The sequence below is a fragment of the Devosia sp. Root105 genome, assembly GCF_001424865.1.
In the GTDB taxonomy this organism is placed as follows: Bacteria; Pseudomonadota; Alphaproteobacteria; order Rhizobiales; family Devosiaceae; genus Devosia_A.
Genome location: NZ_LMCR01000012.1, coordinates 646115 through 671230, shown reverse-complemented (window position 1 = coordinate 671230; position 25116 = coordinate 646115). Strand labels below are relative to the sequence as shown.

General features: G+C 63.6%; 21 protein-coding genes. 5 read left to right on the top strand and 16 right to left on the bottom strand.

All coding sequences use genetic code 11. From position 1 onward, the window contains the following. The first annotated feature begins 1 nt into the window (after position 1). Genes ASC68_RS11905 through ASC68_RS11890 form a run of 4 tightly spaced genes read left to right on the top strand, consistent with a single transcriptional unit; the run spans position 2 to position 5704 of the window. Positions 2-1438, top strand: a complete 1437-nt coding sequence (locus ASC68_RS11905; RefSeq protein ID WP_055879105.1) for an O-antigen ligase family protein — start codon at positions 2-4, stop codon at positions 1436-1438. A gap of 11 nt (positions 1439-1449) precedes the next feature. Then, positions 1450-2259 carry a metallophosphoesterase family protein gene (locus tag ASC68_RS11900; protein WP_082528142.1) on the top strand — a complete coding sequence of 270 codons (810 nt, stop codon included), beginning with the start codon at positions 1450-1452 and terminating at the stop codon, positions 2257-2259. A 15-nt stretch (positions 2260-2274) separates the two neighbouring features. Then, the gene (locus tag ASC68_RS11895; protein WP_055879100.1) at positions 2275-4404 is read left to right on the top strand and encodes a Wzz/FepE/Etk N-terminal domain-containing protein; all 2130 of its coding nucleotides are present in this window, start codon (positions 2275-2277) and stop codon (positions 4402-4404) included. Between the two features lie 4 nt (positions 4405-4408). Further along, positions 4409-5704 (top strand): O-antigen ligase family protein, encoded by a 1296-nt coding sequence (locus ASC68_RS11890; RefSeq protein ID WP_055879097.1) that lies wholly within the window; start codon positions 4409-4411, stop codon positions 5702-5704. A 41-nt stretch (positions 5705-5745) separates the two neighbouring features. Here the strand turns inward: ASC68_RS11890 and ASC68_RS11885 are convergent, their stop codons facing one another. The 4 genes from ASC68_RS11885 to ASC68_RS11870 form a co-directional block, all read right to left on the bottom strand. Further along, positions 5746-6834 (bottom strand): glycosyltransferase family 4 protein, encoded by a 1089-nt coding sequence (locus ASC68_RS11885; RefSeq protein WP_055879094.1) that lies wholly within the window; start codon positions 6832-6834, stop codon positions 5746-5748. After that, a complete protein-coding gene (locus ASC68_RS11880; RefSeq protein WP_055879091.1) occupies positions 6834-8318 on the bottom strand; it encodes an oligosaccharide flippase family protein in 1485 nt (494 codons plus the stop codon). Before ASC68_RS11880 ends, ASC68_RS11885 begins: the two co-directional genes overlap by 1 nt. 97 nt (positions 8319-8415) lie before the next feature. Then, the gene (locus tag ASC68_RS11875) at positions 8416-9528 is read right to left on the bottom strand and encodes a glycosyltransferase family 4 protein (RefSeq protein WP_082528096.1); all 1113 of its coding nucleotides are present in this window, start codon (positions 9526-9528) and stop codon (positions 8416-8418) included. A 165-nt stretch (positions 9529-9693) separates the two neighbouring features. Further along, positions 9694-10428, bottom strand: coding sequence for a WecB/TagA/CpsF family glycosyltransferase (locus ASC68_RS11870; RefSeq protein WP_244488453.1), 735 nt, complete (start codon positions 10426-10428; stop codon positions 9694-9696). A 442-nt stretch (positions 10429-10870) separates the two neighbouring features. Here ASC68_RS11870 and ASC68_RS11865 point away from each other — a divergent pair, with 442 nt between their 5' ends. Further along, positions 10871-11698, top strand: coding sequence for an inositol monophosphatase (locus tag ASC68_RS11865; protein WP_055879084.1), 828 nt, complete (start codon positions 10871-10873; stop codon positions 11696-11698). A 147-nt stretch (positions 11699-11845) separates the two neighbouring features. Here the strand turns inward: ASC68_RS11865 and ASC68_RS11860 are convergent, their stop codons facing one another. The 12 genes from ASC68_RS11860 to ASC68_RS11805 all read right to left on the bottom strand — a co-directional run bounded on the left by ASC68_RS11860 (position 11846) and on the right by ASC68_RS11805 (position 24838). Then, positions 11846-12685, bottom strand: a complete 840-nt coding sequence (locus ASC68_RS11860) for a glycerophosphodiester phosphodiesterase family protein (protein ID WP_055879082.1) — start codon at positions 12683-12685, stop codon at positions 11846-11848. A 4-nt stretch (positions 12686-12689) separates the two neighbouring features. Next, positions 12690-13727, bottom strand: coding sequence for an ABC transporter ATP-binding protein (locus ASC68_RS11855; RefSeq protein ID WP_055879079.1), 1038 nt, complete (start codon positions 13725-13727; stop codon positions 12690-12692). Between the two features lie 11 nt (positions 13728-13738). Beyond that, the gene (locus ASC68_RS11850; protein ID WP_055879077.1) at positions 13739-14560 is read right to left on the bottom strand and encodes an ABC transporter permease subunit; all 822 of its coding nucleotides are present in this window, start codon (positions 14558-14560) and stop codon (positions 13739-13741) included. Position 14561: 1 nt separating this feature from the next. Beyond that, on the bottom strand, positions 14562-15440 hold the full coding sequence (locus tag ASC68_RS11845; RefSeq protein ID WP_055879074.1) for an ABC transporter permease subunit: 879 nt from the start codon (positions 15438-15440) through the stop codon (positions 14562-14564). Then, on the bottom strand, positions 15437-16588 hold the full coding sequence (locus tag ASC68_RS11840; RefSeq protein WP_055879071.1) for an extracellular solute-binding protein: 1152 nt from the start codon (positions 16586-16588) through the stop codon (positions 15437-15439). Before ASC68_RS11840 ends, ASC68_RS11845 begins: the two co-directional genes overlap by 4 nt. Positions 16589-16832: 244 nt before the next feature. Then, complete coding sequence (locus tag ASC68_RS11835; RefSeq protein ID WP_055879068.1) at positions 16833-17903, bottom strand: Gfo/Idh/MocA family oxidoreductase; 1071 nt, start codon at positions 17901-17903, stop codon at positions 16833-16835. Next, positions 17903-18754: a sugar phosphate isomerase/epimerase gene (locus ASC68_RS11830; protein ID WP_082528095.1), complete on the bottom strand. Its 852-nt coding sequence runs from the start codon at positions 18752-18754 to the stop codon at positions 17903-17905. Before ASC68_RS11830 ends, ASC68_RS11835 begins: the two co-directional genes overlap by 1 nt. Positions 18755-18757: 3 nt before the next feature. Further along, positions 18758-20173: a CehA/McbA family metallohydrolase gene (locus tag ASC68_RS11825; protein ID WP_055879065.1), complete on the bottom strand. Its 1416-nt coding sequence runs from the start codon at positions 20171-20173 to the stop codon at positions 18758-18760. 148 nt (positions 20174-20321) lie between these two features. Continuing rightward, complete coding sequence (locus tag ASC68_RS11820; protein ID WP_055879062.1) at positions 20322-21434, bottom strand: ABC transporter ATP-binding protein; 1113 nt, start codon at positions 21432-21434, stop codon at positions 20322-20324. Further along, a complete protein-coding gene (locus ASC68_RS11815) occupies positions 21434-22264 on the bottom strand; it encodes a carbohydrate ABC transporter permease (protein WP_055879059.1) in 831 nt (276 codons plus the stop codon). Before ASC68_RS11815 ends, ASC68_RS11820 begins: the two co-directional genes overlap by 1 nt. After that, positions 22261-23178: a sugar ABC transporter permease gene (locus ASC68_RS11810; RefSeq protein ID WP_055879057.1), complete on the bottom strand. Its 918-nt coding sequence runs from the start codon at positions 23176-23178 to the stop codon at positions 22261-22263. The genes ASC68_RS11815 and ASC68_RS11810 overlap by 4 nt, the downstream gene beginning before the upstream one ends. 298 nt (positions 23179-23476) lie before the next feature. Further along, positions 23477-24838 (bottom strand): extracellular solute-binding protein, encoded by a 1362-nt coding sequence (locus ASC68_RS11805; protein ID WP_055879054.1) that lies wholly within the window; start codon positions 24836-24838, stop codon positions 23477-23479. Positions 24839-25116 lie beyond the last annotated feature (278 nt).

Sequence of the window (25116 nt, the reverse complement as noted above, 5' to 3'; positions counted from 1 at the left end):
GATGTCAGGAATCGAGGTCACCGCAACGCGCCCCGCTTCGCGCGGCACGCGCATGGAGACCCGGGCAGGGGCGAGCCGTCAGTCCACCTTCAATGAGATACTCGCCAGGGCTCTTCTGGTGTTCGTGGCGCTCACCCCCATCCCGCTGGGCAGCAATCGCCCCTTCTTCTGGGCGGTGAACGCCCTTGCCGTCGGGTTGCTAGGCCTCATCTACGTGGTCGCATTGCGCCAGACCCGGGAGCCGTTTCGCATCGGCCTCGAGCGCATGTGGCCGTCGATTGTGCTCTATGGCGGCGTCGCGCTCTATCTTGTGATCCAGGCATTGCCCCTGGCGCAATTCGGCGGGCCCGCGATTGCCGCCTTGCTGACCGTCCCGACCGCCGCTGGCGGGGTGGTGACAGGGCAGGCGATCAGCCTTGCCCCGAGTTCTACGTGGCTGATGCTGCTTCGCTGGGCAACTTATGGTGTGCTGTTCCTGCTGGTCGTCCAGGTTGCCTCGCGAACGCATCGCCGCGAGCTGCTGCTCAACGGCATTGTCGCCATCGTCGTGGCTTACGCGATCTTCGGCCTCGCCTCGCTGCTGCAGCTGGGTGACACGCTGCTGAGCATGCCCAAATGGGCCTACGAGGGCAGTGCCACGGCGACGTTCGTCAACCGCAACTCATTTGCTACCTTCCTGAGCTTCGGGGCTGTCGTCACCGTCACCATGCTGATGGGTACTTTCGTGCGGCAAGACGAGGGCGATGGACGCCGGCCCGCAATCGATCCGATCGTGCTGATCTACCTGCTCGCGCTGGCGTTGATCCTTGCCGCGCTGTTTGCCACGCAATCCCGCATGGGAGCGGTGTCGGGTATCGTGGGTTGCCTCGTGGTCGCCATCATGGCCCAGCGTCGCCTGCGCTGGCGGTTGGGATGGTTCCTGTTGTTGCTTCCCGTCGCACTCGCTGCCCTGGCAGCCATCATCTATTTCTATGGTCAGGGTCTGGTAGAGCGTCTCGGCTCGCAGGAGTCGACGGCCGACGTCCGCCTGGATCTCTATGCCCAGGTGATCGAGATGATCGGTGTCCGCCCCCTGCTGGGGTATGGCGGGGGAGCGTTCGAGCAGGCGTTCCAGTTGTTTCATCATCTGCCAGTCAGCCCGGACCTCGTTTGGGACCGGGCACACAACACCTACCTCGCCCTTTGGTCGGAACTGGGAATCGTTGCTGGTTCCATCCCCGTGCTGCTGGTCGGCATGGCTGCGGCAAAACTGGCCTGGAACAGCTCTCGCGCCTCTTCGGACTGGACCGGACGGGTCGCTGCCGTCGGCGTCGTTGTGGTGGCCGCGATCCACTCGCTGGCCGATTTCAGCCTGGAAATTCAGGCCAACACCATACTGTTCGTGCTGCTACTCGGGCTCGGTACCTCGGCGGCAATGAGCAAACGGAGCCATACCTAGTGTTGCGCGCCATGAATGCACTGTTCGGCTCTCGTCGTGCGCCGCAATCCCTGGCAGCAAGGGAACGCTTGAGCGCTTCTGCACGGCCTGCGCTCGTCTATGCAATCGGGGACGTTCATGGTTGCCTGGCCGAGCTCCGCCAGCTCGAGCGGCTGATTGAGGCAGATGCAGCCGGCACACCAGGCGAAAAGTGGATGGTCCTTCTGGGGGACTATATCGATCGGGGACCCCAATCGGCCCAGGTGATCGATCACCTGCTGGCGCCCGCTCCGGCCGGGTTTCGTCGTTTCACCCTTGCCGGAAATCACGAGCAGATGCTTCTAGATTTCCTTGCCGCGCCACAACAGTCGGCCGAATGGCTCGACTATGGCGGCGTCGAGACGTTGACGTCCTATGGCATCGACGCGCGCGACGGCGGAGGACGCCCCGCCATGCTGGCCAGGTCGCTCGAGGCGCAGATGCCGCGGTCTCACCTTGAGTGGTTGCGGCAGCTGCCGATCAGCCTCGAGACCCCCGGCTTCTTCTTTGCCCATGCCGGCGTTCGCCCGGGACGGACGTTGGCCGAGCAGCTGGACGGTGACCTGATGTGGATACGCGAGCCGTTCCTTGGGGGCGCCACAGGCACCGGCAAGATCGTCGTGCACGGGCATACTCCCGAAGCTGAGCCCATGCGCCTGCCGTGGCGCATCGGTATCGATACCGGCGCTTTCGCAACCGGGCGGCTGACATCTGCCCGCATCGACAAGGGTGGCGAGATCAGCTTCCTCTCCACTGTGCCAAACATCCCCATGACCGCCCCCCCGGCGTTCAGATCTGACTGAGGACTTCGCGAGTTCATGGAAGACGCCGATTTCGATCTCCGCCGATTGCTCGGGCTGCTGCAGCGGCAGCTGCGCCTGATTCTCATCGTCCTGGCGCTGGGTGTCGGCATCACTGCCCTCGTCGTGTTTTCGCTGACGCCGGTCTATCAGGCCTCAGCCCTGGTCGAAGTGACGTCGCGCGACCGCAATTTGCTCGACCCGAGCGGCGACTTCGACATCGGCGCCAGCGACATGGCTCGCGTTGCGAGCGAGCTCGAAATCATGCGCTCCGATGCAATGATGCTGCGTGTCATCGACAAGGAGGCGCTCACGTCAGACGCCGAGTTCGGGCCGAGGCTCGGAACCATCGATCGGCTATTGTCCTTCCTGCAGATCCGCCAGCCGACGCTGCCGAGCGGTGAGGCGGCGTTGCGCCGCGTGCTGCAGAACCTGAAGCGCGCTGCCGGCGTGAGCCAGGTCGGGCTGTCGACGATCGTTTCGATGTCGATCCGCTCCACCGACCGCAACCGGGCCGCCGAGATCGCCAATGCCTGGGCCCAGGCCTATATCAATGCGCAGGTCACCGCCAAGATCGACAGCACGCTCAATGCCCGCAACGTCCTGCAGGCGCGCCTGGGGCAGACACGCGCTTCGATGGTGGCTGCCGAGCAGTCGCTGGATACCTATATCGACGACAACGTGGATCGCATCGTCGGGGAAACCGGCCGGTCGGATGTCGCCGATCTCAGTGGCAATCTGCACAGTCTGATCGCCGCGCGCTCGGTACTTTCAACCAAGTTCAACCAGGCGGAAGCGAGCCTCCGCGACAAGAACTGGGAGCTCCTCACCAACACGCTGCAGTCGGATGCATTGCGCGAACTGCAACGGCAGCGCAGCGCTGCGGTGGAATCGCTCGCCAAGGCGGCAGCGGGGCCGACAGTAGACTTGCGGGCTGAACTTGCCAATATCGAAGAGCGTCTGGGGCGTGTCGCCGACGGGGAGGTGGCGGACTTGCGCCGCGCGGTCACCGACAACCAGTCCAAGGAAACCGATCTGCGTCAGCGGCTGCGCACGGCAGTGCTCTCTAGCTCTCTGCCGGCCGACATGCTGGGCGAGATCTTCGAGATGCAGCAGAGCGCCGAGCTTGGTCGCCAGCAGTATCAGACTCTGTTGTCGCGCACCCAGGACCTCGACGCCCAGGCAACCCTGCAGATCGCTGACAGCCGGATCATTTCCCCGGCGCTTGCGCCAGAACAGGCGGCTTTCCCAAGTACAATGCTCTCTCTGGTGGGAGCGATGATCGGCTCCCTTGCGTTCGGGGTGGGTTTGGCTTTCTTGCGTGAGAACCTGGTTGGCGGGCTGCAGACCGAAGACCAGACCGAGGCTGTCCTCAAGATTCCGGTTGCCACGGCCACCCCACGGCTGAGCGGATCAGCAGGACAGGGTCCACTCGCAGAACTCATGCTGACGTCGCCATTGTCGCAGCTACCCGAAGCCATCAGGCGCATCCGCGCCACGGTCGACCAGCGGCTGCGGCGGTTTGGAACCCAGTCGGCGGGACAAAACGATGCAATAGTCGTGATGGTTACCTCGGCCACCGCCAGCGAGGGCAAGAGCACAATTGCCCTGGCGCTGGCGCGCGCCTACGGCGCCGCCCACAAGAGCGTCTGCCTGATCGACTGTGATCTGCGACGTCCCAGCATCGAGGCGATGGCCGGTCTGCCTTCGTCGGATCGCCTCATCAAGTACCTTGATGAGGATGAACCGGCGATCGGCGCCGCGGAGCTTGTCGTCCGTGACAAGCAGCCGGGGGTCTACGTGATCGGAGCCGGCGAGCGCGCCGACATGCCGACCGACTACTTGATCGGCGGGCCCAACTTCGCCCGCCTCCTGACGCAGGCACGCGCGCGATTCGACGTTGTTATCCTCGATACTCCGCCTGTTGGCCCGGTGACCGACGGCCTCTATCTGGCCGGCTACGCTGATCTCATCCTGTTCGTCGTCATGTCCGGTCGTACCTCGCAAACTGAGGCGCGTTTGGCGCTTGCCCAACTTCGCACGGCGTACCCCGAAGACCGTCCCATCCTGGCTGTGCTGAACGGACAGCAACGTGCCAGTGCCCGCTACAAGAGCAGCTATGGGTACTCGTATTACTCGGAGCCCTGACGCCATGGCGGACGAAGCGATCGGGCCTCGACCAGCCAGTCGCGCGGCGGCTAGTTCTCGGACGAAACACGCAGAGTGGGCCATCTGGGCCCTTATCCTGCTTGTTGCGCTGGGCCCGTTTCTGCTCGACGCTGGCAGTGCCGATGGATCATGGCTTCGTCTGGCGCTTTACCCCGCCTTGCTGGTTTATGTTGCCGTCACACAGGGGGCGCTGTCGGAGCCTCGCCAGCTGATTGTGCTGCCAATAGGGTTGGGGCTGCTGCTGGCCTTGTGCCTTGCCAGCGCGTTGTGGGCGATCGACCCGTCTACGACCCTCAGGCGTTTCGGCCTGCTCGCCATTGTGGCGGTTATCATCTTTATGGTTGTGGAGGGGGCCGGAACGTCCAGGACGCTGGTGGCCCTGCGCTACAGCCTCGCGGTCATTCTTGTACTCAATTATCTCACCGTTGCCGCAAGTCCGCTTGGCGTGCACGGCCTGGCCGGGCCTGAGCCGGCGTTGGTCGGAAACTGGCGGGGTCTCATGACGCACAAGAACAGCGCAGCGATCGGTTGCGCTTTCACGATACTGATCTGGCTCTTCACAGCGAAGGGCGGTTGGTTGCGCTGGACCGTCATCCTGGGCGCCGCATACTTCCTGCTTCGGACGCAGTCGAAGACATCACTGGGAGCACTTGCGATTGCTCTGTTGTTCGGGCTTGCGTTCAAGCTGCTGCCGAGGCGGGCATGGCCTATTGCGATCGCTGCCGCTACCGTTCTCGTCGCACTTGTCGTTGTGGTTGGACAAGACCATCTCGGCGAGATCTCCCAGTATCTCAGCCAGCCTGACGCCCTGACGGGCCGCGGCGACATCTGGCGGATAATGCTCTCGTACGCGAGCACCAATCCTCTGCTGGGAGCCGGTTACGCCTCTTTCTGGGATATCGGGCCGGCAAGTCCGGTCTTTGCCTATACTCGCGACAGCTGGGTAACCACGATCGCGCACGGGCACAACGGATACCTGGACATGCTGGTCCAGATTGGGGTCCCCGGGCTCATTCTCGGCGTTTTCGTGCTCATTATCGCTCCGGCCTGGAGACTGCTGGTGGCGGATCGTCGCGCCCTTTGCAGCGGGCCCTTTCTTGCCGCGGGCCTGGCCTTTTACGCCGTTCGAGACGTCACCGAAACGTCCTTCCTGACGGGTGACAAGTTGAGCTGGGTGTTGATCCTGTTCATCCTGGCGCTGATTGGGGCCAATACAAGGCGCCGGACGAGCACAATTGCGGCGTGCCAGCGAGCCGACGAACGCCGGGCCCCTCGCTAGCAAAGCAGGCCGACGCTCCGGGAACGAGTTGCGTCAGGCGGTCATCGCCCCGTCGGCAATACTCGGAGATCCGACAGCAGGTTCTCCACTATGGTGTTCCAGTTGAGTGCACCAGCCGCGGCAGCTTCGGCGCCGGCGCGTAATGCTGCTGCCCTCGCCGGGGCGTCGGCCAGCGTCAGCATGGCTTGTGCCAGCGCCTCCGGAGCGTTGGGCTCAATCAGGATGCCATTGAGGCCATCGACGACTGCGTCGCTCAAGCCGCCGACTCGCGAGGCGATCACGGTTCGACCATTGGCAAATGCCGCAGCCACAACACCGCTTTGCGTCGCGTCCTTGTAGGGTACCAGCACCGCCTCTGAGCGCTGCATCAGTTCGATGGTTTCGTCCCTGCTCAGGTACTTGTCGATGATCTCGGCGCCGCTGGCGGAGAGGCGCGGCCCCAACCGCTGCAACTCCGGACCACTCCCAGCCACTATTACGCGCAATAAACGGCCTCTGGAGCGCAACAGCTCAAGTGACGAGGCGAGGACATCGAGACCCTTGTACGCTTCCATCCGGCCGAAGAACAGGAACTGCCCAGGCGATGGCGCCAGGCGTTGCGCGGATGACGGTCCAAGGATTGTCCCGTGCACGCTGGTGAGCAGCTGCTGTGACGCTGGCCGTCCCATCGAGTCGTAAAGCGCGCTGCAGAAGGCCCCATGGAGCACGGCAACGTCGGCCCGTTGTCGAACCGCGTTTCTCAGAGGCCACGTCTTGGCGGCGATCGGGCTGTCGTTTCCTGAATGCGGCTTTGGGTCGTGTACCGTCAGCACCGTCCTTGTTCGCCCCTTGAGCAACATTGTAAGCACGGCATTGACGGCGGCCGCTCGCCGTCCCGTCGCCTCCTGAAAATGGACGAAGTCCGGGCGTAGCCGCACGACCTCGCGCAAGACCCTCAGTATCGTGCCCGGCGTGCCATACTCGACCAGTCGAAGCTGCACCCGGCCATTGATCGCCCCCGCTTCGCCGACTTCGGACTGGAAGAGCACCCGATTACAGAACAGCGTCACCGGCATGCGCTCAGCCAAGGCGTTCGCATAGTTCCAGCAGTATTCTGGAAATGCCGGAGCAAGCAGAACCGCAGAACCCATCATGTCCTCCAGCGCCGGGTCAGGGCGGTCGTCAGCCGTGTCCGCTGCTCGCTGTTTGCGAACAGCAGAAAAGCCGCTCCCGCGCAAAGCACGGTGAAGATGCAGCACTCGAGCACGAGCAGCGGAAGCGACCGCTCAATCGTGCTCGCCACGGCTCGTACGCCGTAGCCTATCGAAAGAAACACCAGCAGCGGCAGCAGGTTGGCGAACTGCAATGGCAGACCGCCAAGGACCTCACGGACAGCCAGGCAGCGGGCAAAGTTCGTGATCCCAAAGCCGACCGCCACAGCCAGGGCCGCGCCGGCTGCGCCGAACACGGTGGTTAGGTAGATGAGCAGCAACACCGTCACGACAACCGATCCGCCCAGGATCAGCGTCTCGGTCCGATGTCGCCCGGTCATCGAAAGCGCGTAGCCGAGTGGAGACAGCACTCCACTGACAAACCAGCCCACTGCAAGGAGGACGGAAAGTGTTGAGGTGAACTGAAACTCGGGACCGAACAGCAGGTCCAGCTGCGTTCCGAAAACTGCAACGCCCGCTGCCAGGTACCCGGCAACCAAAGCCGCGAGCCTCACATAGCGCCGAAGCACGTCGCGGATGGCTCCGACATCGCCCGCCGCATACATCGTGGCGATTTCTGCTCCAAGCGTCTGGCTCATCGCTGTTGGATAGATCTGGATGACTTGCGCGATGCTGCTCAACGCGGCGTATTCGCCGGCAGCTTTCACGGACACCAGGTTTCCGACCACCAGCACGTCAAGAAAGCGCATAACTCCGTAGAGCAGCAAGCTGAAGGCCATCCACACTGCTTCGCGCAGAATTGTGGTGGCGCGGCGCCAGGCATCCTTTAGCGCAGTCGCGTCAAGACGCAGCCGCTGCATAGGGAATCGGCCCATACCCTCCAGCACCAGCACGTTGAGCGCCAGCGCCGCAACACCGGCCCATGCCACTCCGGGCAGACCGAGGCCGAGCGCGATGGCGACGATCGTCAGCAGCAATCGCAACGCCGGCTGACCATAATTCGTGATCACTGCGTAGCGAACGTGCAGTTCCGTTGCACGGTGCACCGCACTGCTCAGTTGCAGGTCCGCGGCAAATATCCCCCCGATCAACGTCACCACGAGCAGCATGGAGAATGCTGGAAACACAAACACCTGCGACTCCAGCAACGGCCCGATCCATAGAAACGTGACGGCTACTGCCAGAAGATTCAGCCCGACCACAACGACACGGCAGAGCGCGTAGACCAGTTCGAATTCCTGGCTGCGTCCCCCGAGCAGCCTGACATGCTTGAGCAGGGCAAGATCGAGTCCCAGCGGGGTCAGGAAAAGCAGCGCCAGGGACAGGTTCTTCAGAATCGAATGAACGCCAAAAGCCTCTGGCCCCAACGATCTGGCGATAACCACTCCAAGCAGGAACACGGCGGCCTGCTGCCAGAACAAGCCGAGCGAGATGATCAGCGAACCGCGACCGAGGTTGCTCATCGCTCGTCAATACAATCAATGCGTTGCCACGATGAGGATGCGCTGCCCTGTTCGCCAGCAGATCCGTTGTGCGCAGCGCGCTCGGCTTCGATATCGATCACGCCCCAATCCTCGGTCGGCTGAGGACCTGCTCGTAGATGGCAAGCAGCTTTTCCATGTAGGCGTCCATCGTGAACTTCTGATCGTAGAGAGCTCGTCCCTGGACACTGAGTTCTGTTGCCACTCCCGGCTCAGTCTTGAGCTTCAGCATTGCCGCCGCCAGCGCCTCAACATCGCCAGGGGGGACGAGGATGCAGTTCCGACCGGAGGTCATTATTTCGGGGATCGCCCCTACTGGAGTAGCGATCACCGGCAACCCTGTACTGATTGCCTCGAGAATAACCATGGGCACCAACTCGAAATGCGATGGCAACACCAACGCGTCGGCCTCGCGGATCACCTTCTCAACGCCTGGCCGATCGAGCCAGCCGGTGAAGACACAGCGCGGTGCGATGCCCAACTGGGTGGCCTCGGCGGCATAACGGGATACGGCTCCCCCGCCGGCCAACGTGGCTGTTACGTCGTGACCTTTATCGATCAGTAGTTTTAACCCCTGCAGAAACTCCGATACCCCCTTTCTCGGCGCCAGGTTTGCCACAAGGGCGTAGCGCATCGGTGACGGATCTCGACGTGGCTCATATGAATACCCCAGGTCGTTTGTGGCGTTGTGCAGTACCGCCACGCGATCGGGCGCCGCCCCGATCGTCTCCACCAGGAACTCACGCATGCTTTCGCTGAGAACCATGTTCAGATCTGCCGCGAGCACCGTAGCTGCAATCCACCGGCGCATGCGAGGCGACGACGTCGGAAAAAGGCTGGAGAATTCTCCACCGTGATGGTGAAGAACGGTGTGCATGCCGAGTGCCTTGCCCAGGCGCAGTATGACTCCCTTGCGGATGAAGCTGCTGCGCTCCGAAACCTGGACGTGCATCAGGTTCGCCCCGCCGAGACGCAGTCCAACGGCCCGCATGGCCGCGACCAGCAGGAAGGCGGGGGATAGGCCAGCGTGCCCAGATCCCCGCGTATCAAGCACCTCTACCGGCACTTCGGCACGGTTTGCACGCAACCAACTCTGGATCCCCCGGCTGACCGATCCCATGCCGCCTCCGCCGGCAACCCCGCCCGGGGAAGCAATCACCAGTCCTCTTATGCGTGAAGCGTTGTTGGTCATCGTTGGCTTAGCAAACAGGGGATGAAGTATGCGCCATGGTGAATCTACCCGGCCGACGGCAATAAGGGGCGCCACCTTCGCTCGCCGGCTCGTCGGCAGCAACGCCGCACGCGACGCGCGGCGTCGATCGAACCCGATCTGACATCGGATGTCTGCGTGTTCCCCTCACTTCGGTGGCCGTCCGTCGGTCAGGTCTTGTCCGCTGACCAGCAAGAACAGCAGTTTCGGCGCGCCAAGGATGTATCGCCGCCACAAGCGGCCTGGCTCATTGACCAGTCGGAAGAGCCATTCAATGCGCAGCCGGCGCATGATCTCGGGCGCGCGCTTCTGGCGGCCGATCAGGAAGTCGACCGCCGCCCCGGCACAGATCGCAGCGCCGGAAGATCGCTTCTGTTTGAGCGCCAGGGCGAATTGTTCCTGCTTGGGAGCGCCAAGACCGATGATGAGGATGTCCCAGTCTGCTGTGGCTGCCTGTTCGGTCGCCGCGTGAAACTCCGGGGACCCGATGTCCATGTGCGAGGGCGACGCCACGAACCTCAGGGGGCGGGCAGGGTGGCGCTGCCGCAGAATGTCAAATCCTTCGCGTCCGATACCGATAACGCCGATCGTCACATGGGCGAACGCAGGGTCCTCCACCAGGTCCTTGACGAGATCAGCCCCCGGGTAGGTGAACAAGCGGATGGACCGCACGCGGGCCAGCAACTCCAGTACCCTGCTGTCGCAGACAACGATGTCCGCGCCGTCATAGCCATCGCGCAACTGCCGGCCGCGGATCGAGTCCTCGCGCAGGATGTTCACGTGATCGACATTGGGCGTGACGACGAAACGAAAGCGATCGCTGCTGTCGAGCAGCACGCGTCTCAGATCGTCCTGTGTGCCCTCGAAGAAGTCGATGCCCATATACTTCAATTGCGTTTCTGCCCTCGAGGTCCGAGACAGTGTTGCGCGCAAGTCGCGCCACCTGCCATCGAGTTGGAAACGAACAAACCGCCGTCAACGTGGATGACATCGCCCTGCTGGAGGGCTTGGTCGTATCTAGCATCGTCTCGTGCGGGGAGAGACTCTGACCACGCATCATAGGATGACATGAGCGCAGTCTAGCTCCCGGATTTTTTCAATGGCAACCATCCCCTTGCTTTTGGTTACCTTTTGACTATTCGCCCGGTCGTTACGGCTGCCTTCGCGGCGACTAAAAGCCCCGGCTGACAACGACGTTACGCCTCGCGTTGCACCAAGCGGTCGGGCGGTCAAAAGTCCCCTGCCGGCGCGACCAGAACGCTGATTTTTCTGTCCTCTACCACCGCTCACGCTAAGCTCCTTGCCTACGAGCGAGTGAGTCCCGATGAGCATTTCCTACGACGCCATCCTTGCCGACATGGTCACTGTTGCACGCGAGGCAGGAGCCCTGACGCTGGGCTATTTCAAGCGCTTCCGCGACATCGAGATCGGCATCAAGGGACCGGCGGATTTCGTCTCCGACGCCGACAAGGAATCCGAGCTGCTGATCCGCAAGTTGCTGTTCGAGCGCTATCCGGACTGGAGCTTTACCGGCGAGGAGTTCCCGCCCGTCGACAAGGCCGACCAGGAGTATCGCTGGCTGGTCGACCCGATCGACGGCACCACCAATTTCATCAACGGCATGCACTACACCATCTCGATCGCGCTCCGCCGGGGCAGCGAGACGGTGATCGGGGTGCTCTACAATCCGCCCGCCGACGAGATGTTCACCGCCATTGCGGGAGAGGGCAGCTTCCTCAACGGCGAGCGGCTCGAGGTCTCCGAGCAGACCGATATCGGGCTGATGAACATCGGCACCGGGCTGCCCACACCGGGCCTCTCGCTTTATCCCGGCGCCTATGAGCGCCTCGATGCCATCCGGGCCCCGGTTGGGGCTGTCCGCATCGTTGGCAGCGCTGCCAATTCCTGTGCCTATGTCGCGATGGGCCGGCTCACCGGCTACTACGAAGAGACCGGCTTCACCGACACAGCCGCGGGCATCCTGTTCGTCCAGGAGGCCGGCGGCATCGTCACCGACTGGTGGGGCAGGGGGCCGGAGTACTACGAGCAGACCGGCGCCATGATCGTCGCCAACAAGGCGACGCATGCGTATCTGATCGACAAGCTGAAGGATGTGCCGAAGAAGGAAGCGAAGCATCCGAAGGGGGTGTGAGGTTGAGTCTCACTGTGAGAGACGGCCCCCTCCCATCCTCCCCCATGAAGGGGGAGGTGCCCCGCCGGTGCACATGGCGCGATCCAGCCACCCACTCGACTCTTCACCTCCCCCTTCATGGGGGAGGCCGGGAGGGGGTCGTCTGCTTCAGTCAGCAGCCAGCGCCGCCGCCACCCCGTCCGGGTCGTCCGTCGTGATCTGATCCACCTTCAGCTCGAGCAGGCGGCGCACCACCGCCATCCCCTCATCGTCAGCCCGTCGCACCGTATAGGCATCGATCCGCCGCCCATGTGCATGGAATGCGCCGATGAGGTCGTACCCATCGCGGTCGGCTTCCAGCACCAGGCGATACTCGAGATAGTCGAGCTCCGATTTCGGCGAAGCTGCCACGGCGTCGGCAACGAACGTCGCGTAGTCGCGCGTCGCCATCAGTCGCTCCATCGCGCCCTTGTGGCAGGGGTCGTAGCCGATCCTCAGCCCTGGCGTGCTGTCGGTCAGCATCCGAACCGACTCCGCGTCGCCCGACGACAGGATGAAGTGCCGTGCCACCGGCTTGAGCGCTGCGGCGAAGCTGGCGATCACCCGCGGGTTGAGCGCCGCCGCATCTTCCTTGCAGTCGAGCTGCAATAACCCTTCCGGATGCGCGCCGTCGCGCACGATCAGCGCCGCGAGGTCCTCGAGCAGCATCACCTTGTCATCGATCGGCTGCCCGTCATTGTTCCTGAGATGCAAGCCGCGCAGCGTTTCCGCTGAGGTCTGCCGCACCAGTCCGCTGCCGGTCGTCTCGCGCTCCAGCGACAGGTTGTGCAGCACCGCCATGCCGTCATCGGCATGGATCACCAGGTCCACCTCGACGCTGGCGCCGAGCTGCATGCCCTCAATGATCCGCCGCCCGGTGAACACCGGATCGGAGCCTCTGCGACGTCCACGATGCCACTTGAAGAACGTGCGATGACCCGCGCGGGTCACCGAAATCGCGTCGGCCATGGTCTTAGTTGCTCCGGTGGATTGCCGCGTTGTCGCGATAGGCCGCAAACGCTCTCGGCTTCAGATCGATCGGTTGGCCATGCGACCAGTCGCGCGCCTCGCTGGTCATCGACTTGAGACGTGTGCCATCGGGCAACTCGATATCGACGATGGCATGGGTGCCGTAATCGGTGACGCGGTGGATTTTGGCCATGCCGCCGCCATTGGCCGAGACGATCTCGAGCGCCTCCGGCCGCACCGCCAGCGTCGCCGCGCCGTCGCCCACCGGCAGCGGCACGGTGAAACCCGAGTGCGTGAACGTGCCATTGGCCACTGCGCCATCGACCAGGTTCATCGTGCCGATGAAACCCGCAACGAACGGCGTCGCCGGTTCGCGATAGACCACGTCCGGTCGTGCCGCCTGCTCGGTCCGTCCATCACGCATCACCACGATCCGATCGGCCAGCGCCAGCGCTTCATCCTGCCCGTGCGTCACGAACAGCGTGGTGATCTTCAGCCGCTGCTGGATGTCCCGAACTTCTTCGCGAAGTCGTTCGCGCAAGTGTTGGTCGAGACTCGCGAAAGGTTCGTCGAGCAGCAGGATTTTCGGCTCCAGCACCAGCGAGCGCGCCAGCGCCACGCGCTGCTGCTGGCCGCCCGAAAGCTGCGTCGTCGCGCGGTGGCCGAAACCGCCGAGCCCCACCAGTTCCAGCACCGCTTCGACCCTGCGCTTGATCTCGGCCTCCGGCAGCCGCCTGAGCTTCAGTCCGAAGGCCAGGTTCTTGAACACGTTCATGTGCGTCCACAGCGCGTGGCTCTGGAATACCATGCCGGTCGGCCGCTTCTCGGGCGTCACGCGCGTCACGTCCTCACCGTCAATCGCCACATGCCCCGACGTCGGCGTCTCGAAGCCGCCGATCATCCGCAGCAGTGTCGATTTGCCGGAACCGGAGGGGCCGAGCAGGCACACCAGTTCGCCGTCGCCGACGGTCAGGCTGAAGCTGTCCACCGCCTTGGTGGCGCCGAAAGCCTTGGTCACATCTCTGATTTCGAGCACGGACATGCGTGGATTCCTTAACCGCCAAAGCCCTTGGCAAAGCTGCCCGAACTGATGACGCGGCGCGCGAACAGCAGCGCGATGAAGCTCGGCACCCAGAGCAGTACGGAAAGCACCGCGCCATACTGGATCACCGGCTGGTTGTTGATGAAGCTGATCATCAGCACCGGCAGGGTGCGGATCTGCGGTGCGCCGATGAGCCAGGCGCCCTCGGTTTCATAGAACGTGCCGACAAAGCTCAGCAGCACCGCCGCCGCAATGGTTGGTCCGGCCTGGGGCAGGGTGATCGACCAGAACACCCGGAACGGCCCGGCGCCGACGTCACGCGCCGCTTCTTCCATCCGCCGGTCAACCGCCTGGAACGCCGCCACGGGGATCCAGATCATGAACAGGAGCGTGCCCACCAGCTGGATCAGCACCACCCCCCAGAACGTGCCGATCAGGTTGAGCTGCAGGAAGATGCCGGCAATAGCGACGAGCAGGCCGAACTTGGGGAAGGCGTGCCCGGCGAGGAACGAGAAGAACAGGATGCTGCGCCCCGGAAAATCCATCCGCGCGAAAGCGTAGGCGGCCGGCAGGCAGATGATCGCCGAAAGCAGCGTCACCATGGTTGCGAGGCTGAGGCTCATGGTGATCGAGCTCCACACATCGGCTCGCGCCAGCGTCTGCTGCCAGAACTTCAGCCCGAACTCCTGCGGGATCACCGAGGGGTAGCGCCACACATTGGTGAAGGCCCAGGTCCCCACCACCAGCAGCGGGAAGACGATGACGATGGTCAGCGCCACGGCAAACAGGATGCCGGTCCAGTCGATGCGCTTTTCTACGAGGGTGTGCGCCATCTCACGGATTCCGGTTTTTGGCGACGGAGCGGACGTAGAACAGCCCGAACACGATGCAGAAGCAGAAGGCGATCACCGCCTGGGTGATGGCGTTGGTCGGATCGTTCAGGTCGCGGAAGGTGCGCTGCATGAACGGCCCCATCATTTCCGGCGCCGCAGGCCCCAGTACATAGGGCAGGGTGAAAGCCGAGAAGATCCCCAAGACGGTAAAGCTCACCGCCACCAGGATGGAATTTGAGATGCGCGGCAGGATGATGTGCCACAGCACCGCCAGCCGCCCGGCGCCGACATCGCGCGCTGCCTCGATCGACTGGTTGGAAACGTTGCCCAGTCCCGAGAGCAGGATCAGTACCGTCAGCGGAATATTGTCCCACACCAGCCCGATCACCGGCCCCCACGGCGTCAGGTAGGGCGAGCGGATATGCGGCAGCCCGACCGAGTTGAGCAGCAGGTCCACCGTGCCGTTCGGCCCCAGCACGCGGATGATCGCGTAGCTCAGGATGATCGAGGGCACGAACATCGGAAAGATCGCGAGGCCCTGCACGTAGGCCGCGAGCCGCCCCTTGGCGAAGCGCAGGTAGAGCGCGATCGGCAGGCAGATCAGCACCAGGAGCAGGGCGCAGATGCCCGTCGTCCACAGCGTCACGCTGAGGTTGTTGAGGCTGTACTGATCGGTGAAGAAGAACTTGTAGGTCTCGAGCGAAAAGCTCCTGCCCGTCCCACCATCATTGGGCAGCCAGATGGTCCGTCCGATGGCCGAAATGATCGGCCAGATGATCATCCAGACGACCAGGAATACCGGAATGGCGACCAGCAGGAGGCCCGTGAGCCCCCTGCGAGTCTTGGTTCCGACGATGTCGCTCGTGGCCGAAAGGCTCACGCGTTGCGGTCCACGTTGGGCGCAACGTTGCGATACCAGCCATCATTGATGGCCTTTTCCCAGTCACCACCCGGGAACGCCGGAATGGTGGTCGGGATCACGTCCTTGTACTTCTCGCGCAGGTCCTGGCTGACATAGTCCCAGGCAACGCCCGGGAAGCCGCCGAGTTCGCTCAACACGGCCGACTGCACTTCCTCGGTGAGGATGAAGTCGGCGAGCTTCAGCGCTGCGTCCTTGTTGACGCCATTCGAGAGCACGACCGAGCGCGAGAAGCCGCCCGGCAGCGCCAGGTCCTGCAACTGCACGAGGCCGGTGGTCTCGGGCAGCACGCCGGTGTTGATCGCCTGGATCGCCTGGTCCGACCAGGCCGGGATCATGGTGACCGCCGACTGGCCCAGCAGCTGGATCGACTGGGTGTTGCCCGAGGTGTAGGCGCCGTTGTCGAACAGCGAGCCCGACAAGTCCTTGAGAATGTCCCAGGCCGGGTTCAGCGCTGCGTCGCCGGCTTCCTGCGTGTAGTTGTCGATCTTGAACTTGCCGAGGTCCTTGCCGTTCGCCTCGAGGATGGCGCGGCGGACGAAGTTGCCACCCGAACCGCCCTTGTCGGGACGGTTGTAGATGAACTGGCCGGGGTTGGCCTTGATCCAGGTGACGAGGTCGGCAAAGCTCTTGGGCGCATTGGCCGGATCGAGCTTGGTCGTGTCATAGGCGAGCAGCACCTGCGAACCGCGATACGGCACCGAGTAGTCGCCGTCGAAGGCCAGCGGGTTGATCTTGGAATAGTTTGAGAGCCCGGCTTCCTTGATGTTCACATAGAGCCCGGCGTCGGCCGCCCCGGCCGGCAGGCGCCAGTCGGCGGATTCGAAATAGTCGGCCTGCGGGTCGGTCTTGGTCTGCATCGCGGCCAGCGCGCGTTCGCCGATCGCGGTCTGCCCGGCTGCGTCGCCGGCATCCACGAGGTTCAGGGTGACGCCCGGGTTGGCAGCCTCGAACTTCGGCTTCACCACGTTGGTCCAGAAGTCGAGAATGTTCTGGTCCGACGAGGTGTACCAGTCGATCTTGCCGGTTTCGGCGAAGGCCATCCGCGGCAGCAGCACCATACCGGCGGCTGCGCCGCCGACCGAAAGCATAAACGCACGACGTTTCATCGTTGTCTCTCCCAGGTTCGCCTGCGGGCCATCCCGCGGCAGGTCAATCTGACGCCGACCGTAGGGACCAGACTAATCTCGGTGGGCCCGCTGGCAAGCGAAAAATGGAACGGAAATTCCATTGTGACAGCGCGCGCCTGATTTATTCCGCGCGCGTGGTCTAGCCGCTTAAACCGCACTCCCATGACATCAGGATGACAGTGGGAGAGCCCCGGTTTCCGGGGCTTTCAGGGCGTTGATGACGTCAGTTTTGCGACAAGAAGTGACGGCCGACTTCGGCGAACAACTCGAGGTCTTTGAGAGAGTCCGTCAGCAACGTCTTGGGCTTTTCCCCAGTTGTCACCGCATGGTGGAAGGCGCCGAGCTCCACGCGGAAAGCATCCTCGTAGAACGGCCCGATGATCTCGGTGCCGGTCGAGTGCAGATCCGAGGTGGTGATCTCCAGCCGGGTGGGCAGGTTCCGCACATACGGGGTGTCGTAGTTGATCTTGAAGTGCTGGTTCAGCGTCAGCACTTCGATGCCGGCGTCGAACCGCGCCACGTCATGGATCACCGCCTCGTAGAGTGCGGTGAACGTGCCGTAGTCGAACATCACCAGCACGTTCTCGCCGCGATGCTGCCGCGCCGCCGCAACCGAATTCGGCGCCCCGAAAAGTTCGCGCATCGCAGAAAAGCTGTGCGACGAGAGCCCGGTCAGCACCTGGTAGGCCCGCAGCTGATCCGGCCGCGCCTCGCCCATCACCGATTTCAGCAGCGCCTGCGTCTGCGTCCGGCCATCGGCAATGGCTTCAGCAGGCACGTCGGTGGGCCGGAAGATATTGCGCGACTGGTCGACGAAGAACTGGCTCTCGCGGATCAGGTCACGGATCCGCACGTGCCGGATTTCCTCCCGCGGCGGCAGTCGTTCCTTGAGGGCGGTGAACGCTGGCGCAAAGCGTCGCATATAGCCGACGAACACTGTCTTGGTGTTGGTCTTGTCGAGCTCCAGCAACGGCTTCAGTTCCGCCGCGGTCAGCGCCGCCGGCTTCTCGATGAACACATGCTTGCCGGCGCGTATGGATTTTTCCAAGAGCGGCGCATGGAGGAAATCCGGCGTCAGGATGAACACCGCGTCGATTGCGGGATCGGCGATCAGCGCCTCGGCGCTCGCATGCCGGGTCTTCACTCCATAGCGCTCCGCCACGTGAGCGACGAGGCTGGGGGAGACATCGGTCACCGCCGCGATCTCGAAGCGCTGGTCGTCCGCCAGCAGCGGCAGGTGCATCAGCTGCGCGACTTCGCCGAGGCCGATCAGGCCGACTCTGAGCTTTGCCATCACGCGATCGCCTGCATGTAGACGTAGTTGCGCTTTGCCAGTTCGAGCGGTGTCTCCACTGCATGCTCGGCGATATCCTGTTCGACGACGATCGGGCCATCGAAGCCTTTCTGGTCGAGGAAGCGCATCACTGCCTGGATGTTGACGGCGCCATCGGGCAGGGGGGCCATCACCCCGGCGCCATAGGAGGCCGCCACCGAGAGCTTGCCGTCGAGCACGCGCTGCCGCACCGTCGCATCGACGTTCTTCAGATGCATGTAGGCGATCCGGCCCCACACCTTTTCCATGTAGGCCAGCGGGTCCTGGCCCCAGAAGGCATGGTGTCCGGTGTCGAAGCAGAGGTCGATTTCGGTCTCCTCGAGCAGCCGGTCGATCTGCCGTTCGAACTCCACTGCTGTGCCGATATGCGGGTGGAAGCTCGCCTTCAGTCCGAACTCGCCCTCGATCACTGCCTGTGCCTCGCGCACCGTGGCGGTAAGCCCGGTCCAGCCCTCGCGATCGAGCACGCCTTCCTGGCCCTCGGGGTACCAGTTGCTTTCATCCATGATGACGAGGTGTTTCGCGCCCAGGTCCTTCAGCAGCGGCGCCAGCTCACGCAGCGTCGCCATCAGCACCGGTGCGGAAGCACGGTCGCCGAAGGTGTGCACATGCGTAGCGCCGATCAGCGTCAGCCCGCGCCGCTCGAGCTCCGGCCCCAGCACTGCCTTGTCCTTGGGCAGGAACCCGAACGGCCCAAGCTCGGTGCCGCGATAGCCCGAAGCGGCGACCTGATCGAGGTACTCCTGCCAGGTGTAGGCGTTGCCGGTGGGATAGTTGATGCCCCAGGAACACGGGGCATTGCCGATAAACATGAGCTAGTCCTGATCGATGTAGATTGGGTTGGAAATGGCGCGCCGGATCGGCTCGTCCGTGAGGTGCGAGCCCTTGAGCTGCCACGGCAACTCGCCGCGCTCGCTCGCCGCCTTGGTGAACTCTTCGATCAGCCAAGGCCTGCTGGCCTTGGCGATGATCTCGGCGCGCACGAACTTTTCGGCGCCGTCGAGCAGCGCCAGCTCGCCCCGCCAGTCGCCGCTGGTGATCTCCTGCTCGGTGATCGTGCCGCGCGCGTCGATCCAGTGCAGCGCGTCGCCGCGCGCGCCGCGGACGATCGCCTCGCAGTGGAGCGGCGCCGTCACCGCCGAGCCCATCGGCTGGCCATTTACGGTGATCTCGAGATGCGGCCCCTTCGGCCCTTCGGTGACATAGCCACGCCCGGCCTGCATCGCCGCAAGCACTGCGTCTTCGCTGAGCTCCGGCAACCACAGCACCGTGGTCGGCCGCGCCAGTACCAGCGGCCCTTCTGGTTGCAGCTTCGCCGGCTGATGGAAGTCGCTGCCGCCGATGGCCGAGATCCGCAAACCCGACGCCAGCCGTTGTTGCCAGCGCGCCAGCGACACCCAGTTCCACGCCATCCAGGTCGATTGCCAGACCTCCTGGCAGTCGGCCGCCGGAAACTCGTAATCCCAGGGGATGGTCGGCTTGTCGTGGTTGATCGACAGCAGTCCGCCCTTGCGGTGCACCATGTCGGCCAGCACATGCGCGTCCGACGGCCTGGTCATGCGGAAGTCGATCCACTCATCGACCCCATAGACATTGGCGTGCCCGACGGCGGTGGTCACCTCCATGCCGCGCACGAACACCAGGTCGGGCGACGAGGCCGGATGGAAATAGCGTCGCTGCGTGATGGTGTTGTGGTCGGCGATGGCAAGGAAATCGAGCCCGGCCTGTAGCGCCGCCTTGTGCAGCGTCTCCGGCGACCCTGCTGCATCGGAGTGAAAGGTGTGGCAATGGAGATCACCCCGATACCACCCGGCGCCGGCGCGCACCGGAAACGTCCGCTCCGGCTGCGGATTGGTCGGGCGCTCGGCGCTGTCGAGCTCGACGGTGACGGTCACCTCGGCGCCATCAGCGGGCACCTTGTAGAGCCCCAGGATGACGTTCCACTCACCCGCCGGCATCGGCCCATGCACATAGCCAGGCGTCGCGCTGTCGGTCGCTACATGGAACCGATCGCGAAACCCACCCGACCAGCCCCGGAACCCATTCTCGGACGGGTAGGCGGTCATCCCGGGATCGAACATCCCGAGGTCGATCACGCAGTCATCCGCCTTGGGATAGGCCAGCGTCACATCGATCCGCGTGGTGCCTGCAGGGACGGTGACCGGGATGTAGAAATAGGGGTCTTTCGCCTGGTCGGCGCGAGTGACATTGACCCTTACGATCTGGGTCATGCGGCCACCCCCCTCCCGGCCTTCCCCACAAGGGGGGAGGTGAAGAGTCGGGGCTGTGGCGCGATAATGCCGGACACTCGATGCGGCACCTCCCCCCTTGTGGGGGAGGATGGGAGGGGGGAGTCTCTCTCAGTCAGCAGTGCCACCCTCACAGCGGCATCTCCCCATCCGCCGGGATGCGCTTGCCCTCCGCATCGAACAGCGTCGCGTGCGCGCCGTCGAAGGTGAAGGCCACGTTCTCGCTCGTCTCCACCGCGTCGTCGGTGAAGATCCGCGCCGTCACCCGACCGCCGTCCTGGCGCTCGAAGGTCACCAGCTTTTCGGGGCCCATATTTTCGTTGGCGAACAGCTTGCCGCTGACCATGTTCACGTCGTTGATCGTGCCCATGCTCAGGTGCTCGGGCCGCACTCCCAGCGTCAGCCCGGCGCCCTTGCCGAGCGCCGCCTTGATCCCCTGGGAAATCGGCAGATTCCGCACCAGCACTCCGTGTGCGCGCAGCTGCAGCCGCTCGCCCTCGATCGTGCCTTCGACCGGGATCATGTTCATCGGCGGGTTGCCGACGAAATTCGCCACGAACGTTGTCGCCGGCCGGCGATAGATCTCGATCGGCGGCGCGAACTGCACGATCCGGCCGCGATCCATCACCGCAATTCGCGTCGCCAGCGCCATGGCTTCCGCCTGGTCGTGCGTCACGTAGACTGCCGTCATCCCCATGTCGCGCTGCAGGTGGTTGAGGAAGCCGCGCGCTTCGAGCCGCAGCTTCGCATCGAGGTTGGAGAGCGGTTCGTCGAACAGGTACACCCGGCTCGGATAGACCAGCGCTCGCGCCAGCGAAGTGCGCTGCTGCTGCCCGCCCGAGATCTGGCTCGGCAGCCGGTTGAGCAGGTCGCCGATCTTCAAGACGTCTGCCACTTCCTTGGCCCGCTTGTGCCGCTTCTCGACGCTCTCGCCGCGCACCTTCAGTGGGTAAGCGATGTTGTCGGCGAGGTTCATGTGCGGGTAGAGCGCATAATCCTGGAACACCATCGAGATCTGCCGATCCTTGGGGTGGAGGTGGGTCACGTCATCGGGCCCGATCATGATCTTGCCCGAACTCGGGGTTTCGAGCCCGGCGATCATCCTCAGGCTGGTGGTCTTGCCGCAGCCCGATGGGCCGAGCAGGCAGATGAACTCCCCGTCCGCGACCTTGAAGCTGATGTCCGAGACGGCATTGAAGGTGCCGAAGCTCTTGGTGACGTTCTGGAATTCGACCGAGGCCATTACGCTTTGATTCCACCGAAGAAGCGGAAGCCGAACTTCCAGCTGACGAAGAGATAGAGGGCGACGACGGGCAGGGAGTAGATCAGCGAGTAGGCCGCAAGCAGCGTCACGATCGGCGTCCCCGCCTCCGAGTAGAACGAGTAGATGGCGACCGACGATGGCATCAGGTCATCCGAGCGCAACAGGATGAAGGGGATCAGGAACGAGCCCCAGATGTTGACGAAGGCCCACACCACCACGACCACGATGCCCGGCCGGATCACCGGCAGCGCCACATCGAAGAACGCCTGCACCGGTGACGCGCCGGCCACCATGGCGCTTTCCTCATAGGTCTTGGGAATGCCGTCGATGAAATCGCGCAGGATGAACATCGCGGTCGGCAGCAGCCCGCCGGCGAACACCAGAATGACAGCGATATGGGTGTCCATCAGCCCCACCGACGAGACAATCAGGAAGATCGGCACCATCGCCGCCGTCCCCGACACCACCGAGGAGAACAGCAGCAGCACATAGGTGATCATGCCCTTGCCGGGGATCGAAGAGCGGGAAAGCGCGTAGGCCGCCAGCGTCGCTGCGGCCGCGACGAGGATCACCCCGCCGACACTCTGGATCAGGCTGTTGAGCAGCCCGCGCATGGCAAAGCCGTTGCCGAACACGGTGAGGAAGTTCTGCAGCGTCCATGGGTCTGGAATGGCGATGCCAAGCTCGGCCCGGGCGTTGAACGGCGCGAAGATGAACCAGATCAGCGGCAGCGCGAACAGAATGCCGATGATCGCAGCCAGCGCCGAAAAGCCGATACGGGCGAGCAGTTGCGGGAAGCTCAGCCTCATTCTTCCACCGCCTTGGCTTTCTTCCTGCCGAACGACAGGTAGATCAGCGCGAAGATGAGGTTGATCAGCATGATGATCACGCCCACTGCCGCGCCCTTGCCGAAATCGAACTCCCGGAAGGCGATGCGGTAATTGTAGATCGACAGGAGTTCCGTGCGGTAGCTCGGCCCGCCATTGGTCAGAATGAACGGCGTGAACACGTTGAACGTCCACATGGTGATGAGGATCAGGTCGGTGACCACATGGCCGCGGATCAGCGGCAGCCCGATATCGCGGAACTTCTGCCAGCTCGAGGCGCCGGCCACGTCAGCCGCCTGGAAATAGCTCGGCGGGATCGAGGCGAAGGCCGAGTTGAACAGCATCATCGAGAAGGCGGCGCCGCGCCAGGTGTTGAAGATGACGATCACCCAGAATGGCTGCTGCAGCAGGAAATCTCCCGCCGGCAGCCCGAGCCCCCGGAGGATCATGTTCAGCGTGCCGTTGTCGTAGTCGAGGAAGGCGAACCAGGCGAAGCCGATCACCACTTCCGGCAGGATCCAGGCCGCGATCACGGCGGTCTCGACGATCCGCTTGAGGGCAGGGGGGATGGTCTGCATCAGCCAGGCCAGCAGCAGCCCGAGCAGCGCCTGCCCGACCAGCGCCGACAGCAGCACGAACTGCGTGGTGAGGATCAGCGAAAAGCCGAACTGCCCACGCGTGAAGAACGTCGCCGGGTCGAACAGCTGGAAATAGTTCGTGAGCCCGACGAACTCCGGGCTGAGCGCGGTCTTGCCCAACAGCGTCCGGTTGGTGAACGAAACGAAGATCACCCAGAAGAACGGCAGCAGCACAAACACCCCCACCAGTGCCGCGGCGGGGGCAAGGAAGGCAGCGCCGGCGCGGTGGGAGAGAAGCGAGAAGTTCTTCTTTTTCATGCTGAGAACCTGGAGCGCGCGGCTCCCCCCTCCCAACCTCCCCCGCAAGGGGGGAGGTGCCCGCCGGTGGAATTGGCGCGATCCTGCCAGGTACACTGAACGGCACCCTCCCCCTCGCGGGGAGGGTTGGGGAGGGGGGCGGCGAGCCCGGATGCCTCAGTCGCCAGTAACCGTGTCAATGTGACAAACCCCAATCGAAAAAAAGGAACCTCCCCGGCCGCAGACAGGGTGCCGGGGAGGCGTTCCCAGGGAGCGCCCGGCTCAGGGAGGGCCGGGCGTGGGAGGACGTCCTTCGAAGCTAAAGCTTCGAAACCGTATTGGCTTCGCCGACGATCGCGATCACCGCTGCCTTATAGGCGGCCATCGCGTCTGCCGGGCTGGCTTCGCCCGAGACGACGCTTTCGGTCATGCGCTGAATCTCGGCCGACACCTTGTTGTAGTTGGGGTCGTTCGGGCGCGCGGTGGTCAGCGGCAACAGGCTCTCCTGCGTCTTCTGCAGGTAGACATTGTTCGGCGTCGCCACGTCGTCACGGATGCGGCGCGCTTCACGGAAGCCCTGGAAGGCAGTGAGCGATTCCTGGCTGTTCATGTAGCTCAGGAGCGCCCAGGCCTCGGCCGGGTTCTTGGTGGCGGGGTTGAGCACGAAGCCCGTGCCGCCTGAAACCGTCACGTAGTCCTGCCCGCGATAGCCCTTGCCCGGCTCCTGCGCCGGCATCGAGGCCCAGGTGACTTCGGCGTCGCGGTTCTCGAGACCGAATTCGGCGCCGGGCGCCATCACCGAGTTGAAGAACCAGTCGCCTTCGACGAGGAGCGCCGTCTTGCCGTCGCGGAAGTTGGTGAAGGTGCGGTTGCGGCCATCGCCGAGCAGCTGCGCCCGCTGGTCGCCGAGCTGCTCATCCACGTAGATGGTCTTGTAGAGGTTGAGGGTATCGAGGATGCCCTGGCTGGCCACGATGTATTTGCCGTTCTCGTCGACGACGCTTTCGCCCGTCCCGAGGATCGCCATGTAGTAGCCCTGCATGGTGGTGGCTTCGCCCATGTTCACGCCGGCATTGAGCTGCAGCGGGAACGAGTCGGGGTTCGCCTTCTTGATGGCGCGGGCGGCGTCGAGCAATTCGGCCCACGACTTGGGCTGGAAGCTGTCGGGGTCGAGCCCGGCCGACTTCAGCAATTCCTTGCGCACGAAAATGGCGCGCACGTCGGTGCCGAGCGCCAGGCCATAGGCCTTGCCGCCATAGCTCATCAGCGACTTGGCGCCTTCCGAAATGTGGCTCCAGCCTTCCCAGCTGTTGACGTCGGCGCCAGCCACTTCATCGAGCGGCTTCAGCAGCCCGCCTTCGACGAACGAGGGGATCAGGAAGCCGTCGAACGCTGCGACGTCGGCACCGGCGCCGGTCGAGAAATCGAGCGCCAGCTGCTGGGTCATCTGCTCGTCCTTGCCGCCGAACTCGTTCAGCGACACGGTGACGTCCTTGCCCTCGGCCTTCATCTTCGCGGTAAAGCCGGGGATCACGCTGTCCTTGATCCAGGTGGCGGTCTCGCTGTTCACCCCGCCGACGACGCAGCGGCAGATCACCGTCAGGTCGACCGCGAAGGCGGGCGTGATCATCGTAGTGGCAGTTGCAAGCCCCAGATACAGGGCGCGCAGGCGATTGCTCATCGCGAAATTCCTCCCTTGGTGGCGCCGCATTGCGGGCGCCGAATTGGCGATAGCGACGGTCAATCCTCCCCGCCGCAGCTCACGATCTCAGAATGAACACGCTTTCATTCATCGTCAAGCCGTAGAATGCCTGTTGCGAATGACAGCGTGATGACGTCGCAATAGAATGTTTGTTCTATTCCGTCGGACGTCGGTCATTGTTCCGTAACATCAGTGAGTTAGGTTGTTTCGTTGCCGGATCGGCTTGACAGCGCTTGAAATGAACCGGCAGAACAGTT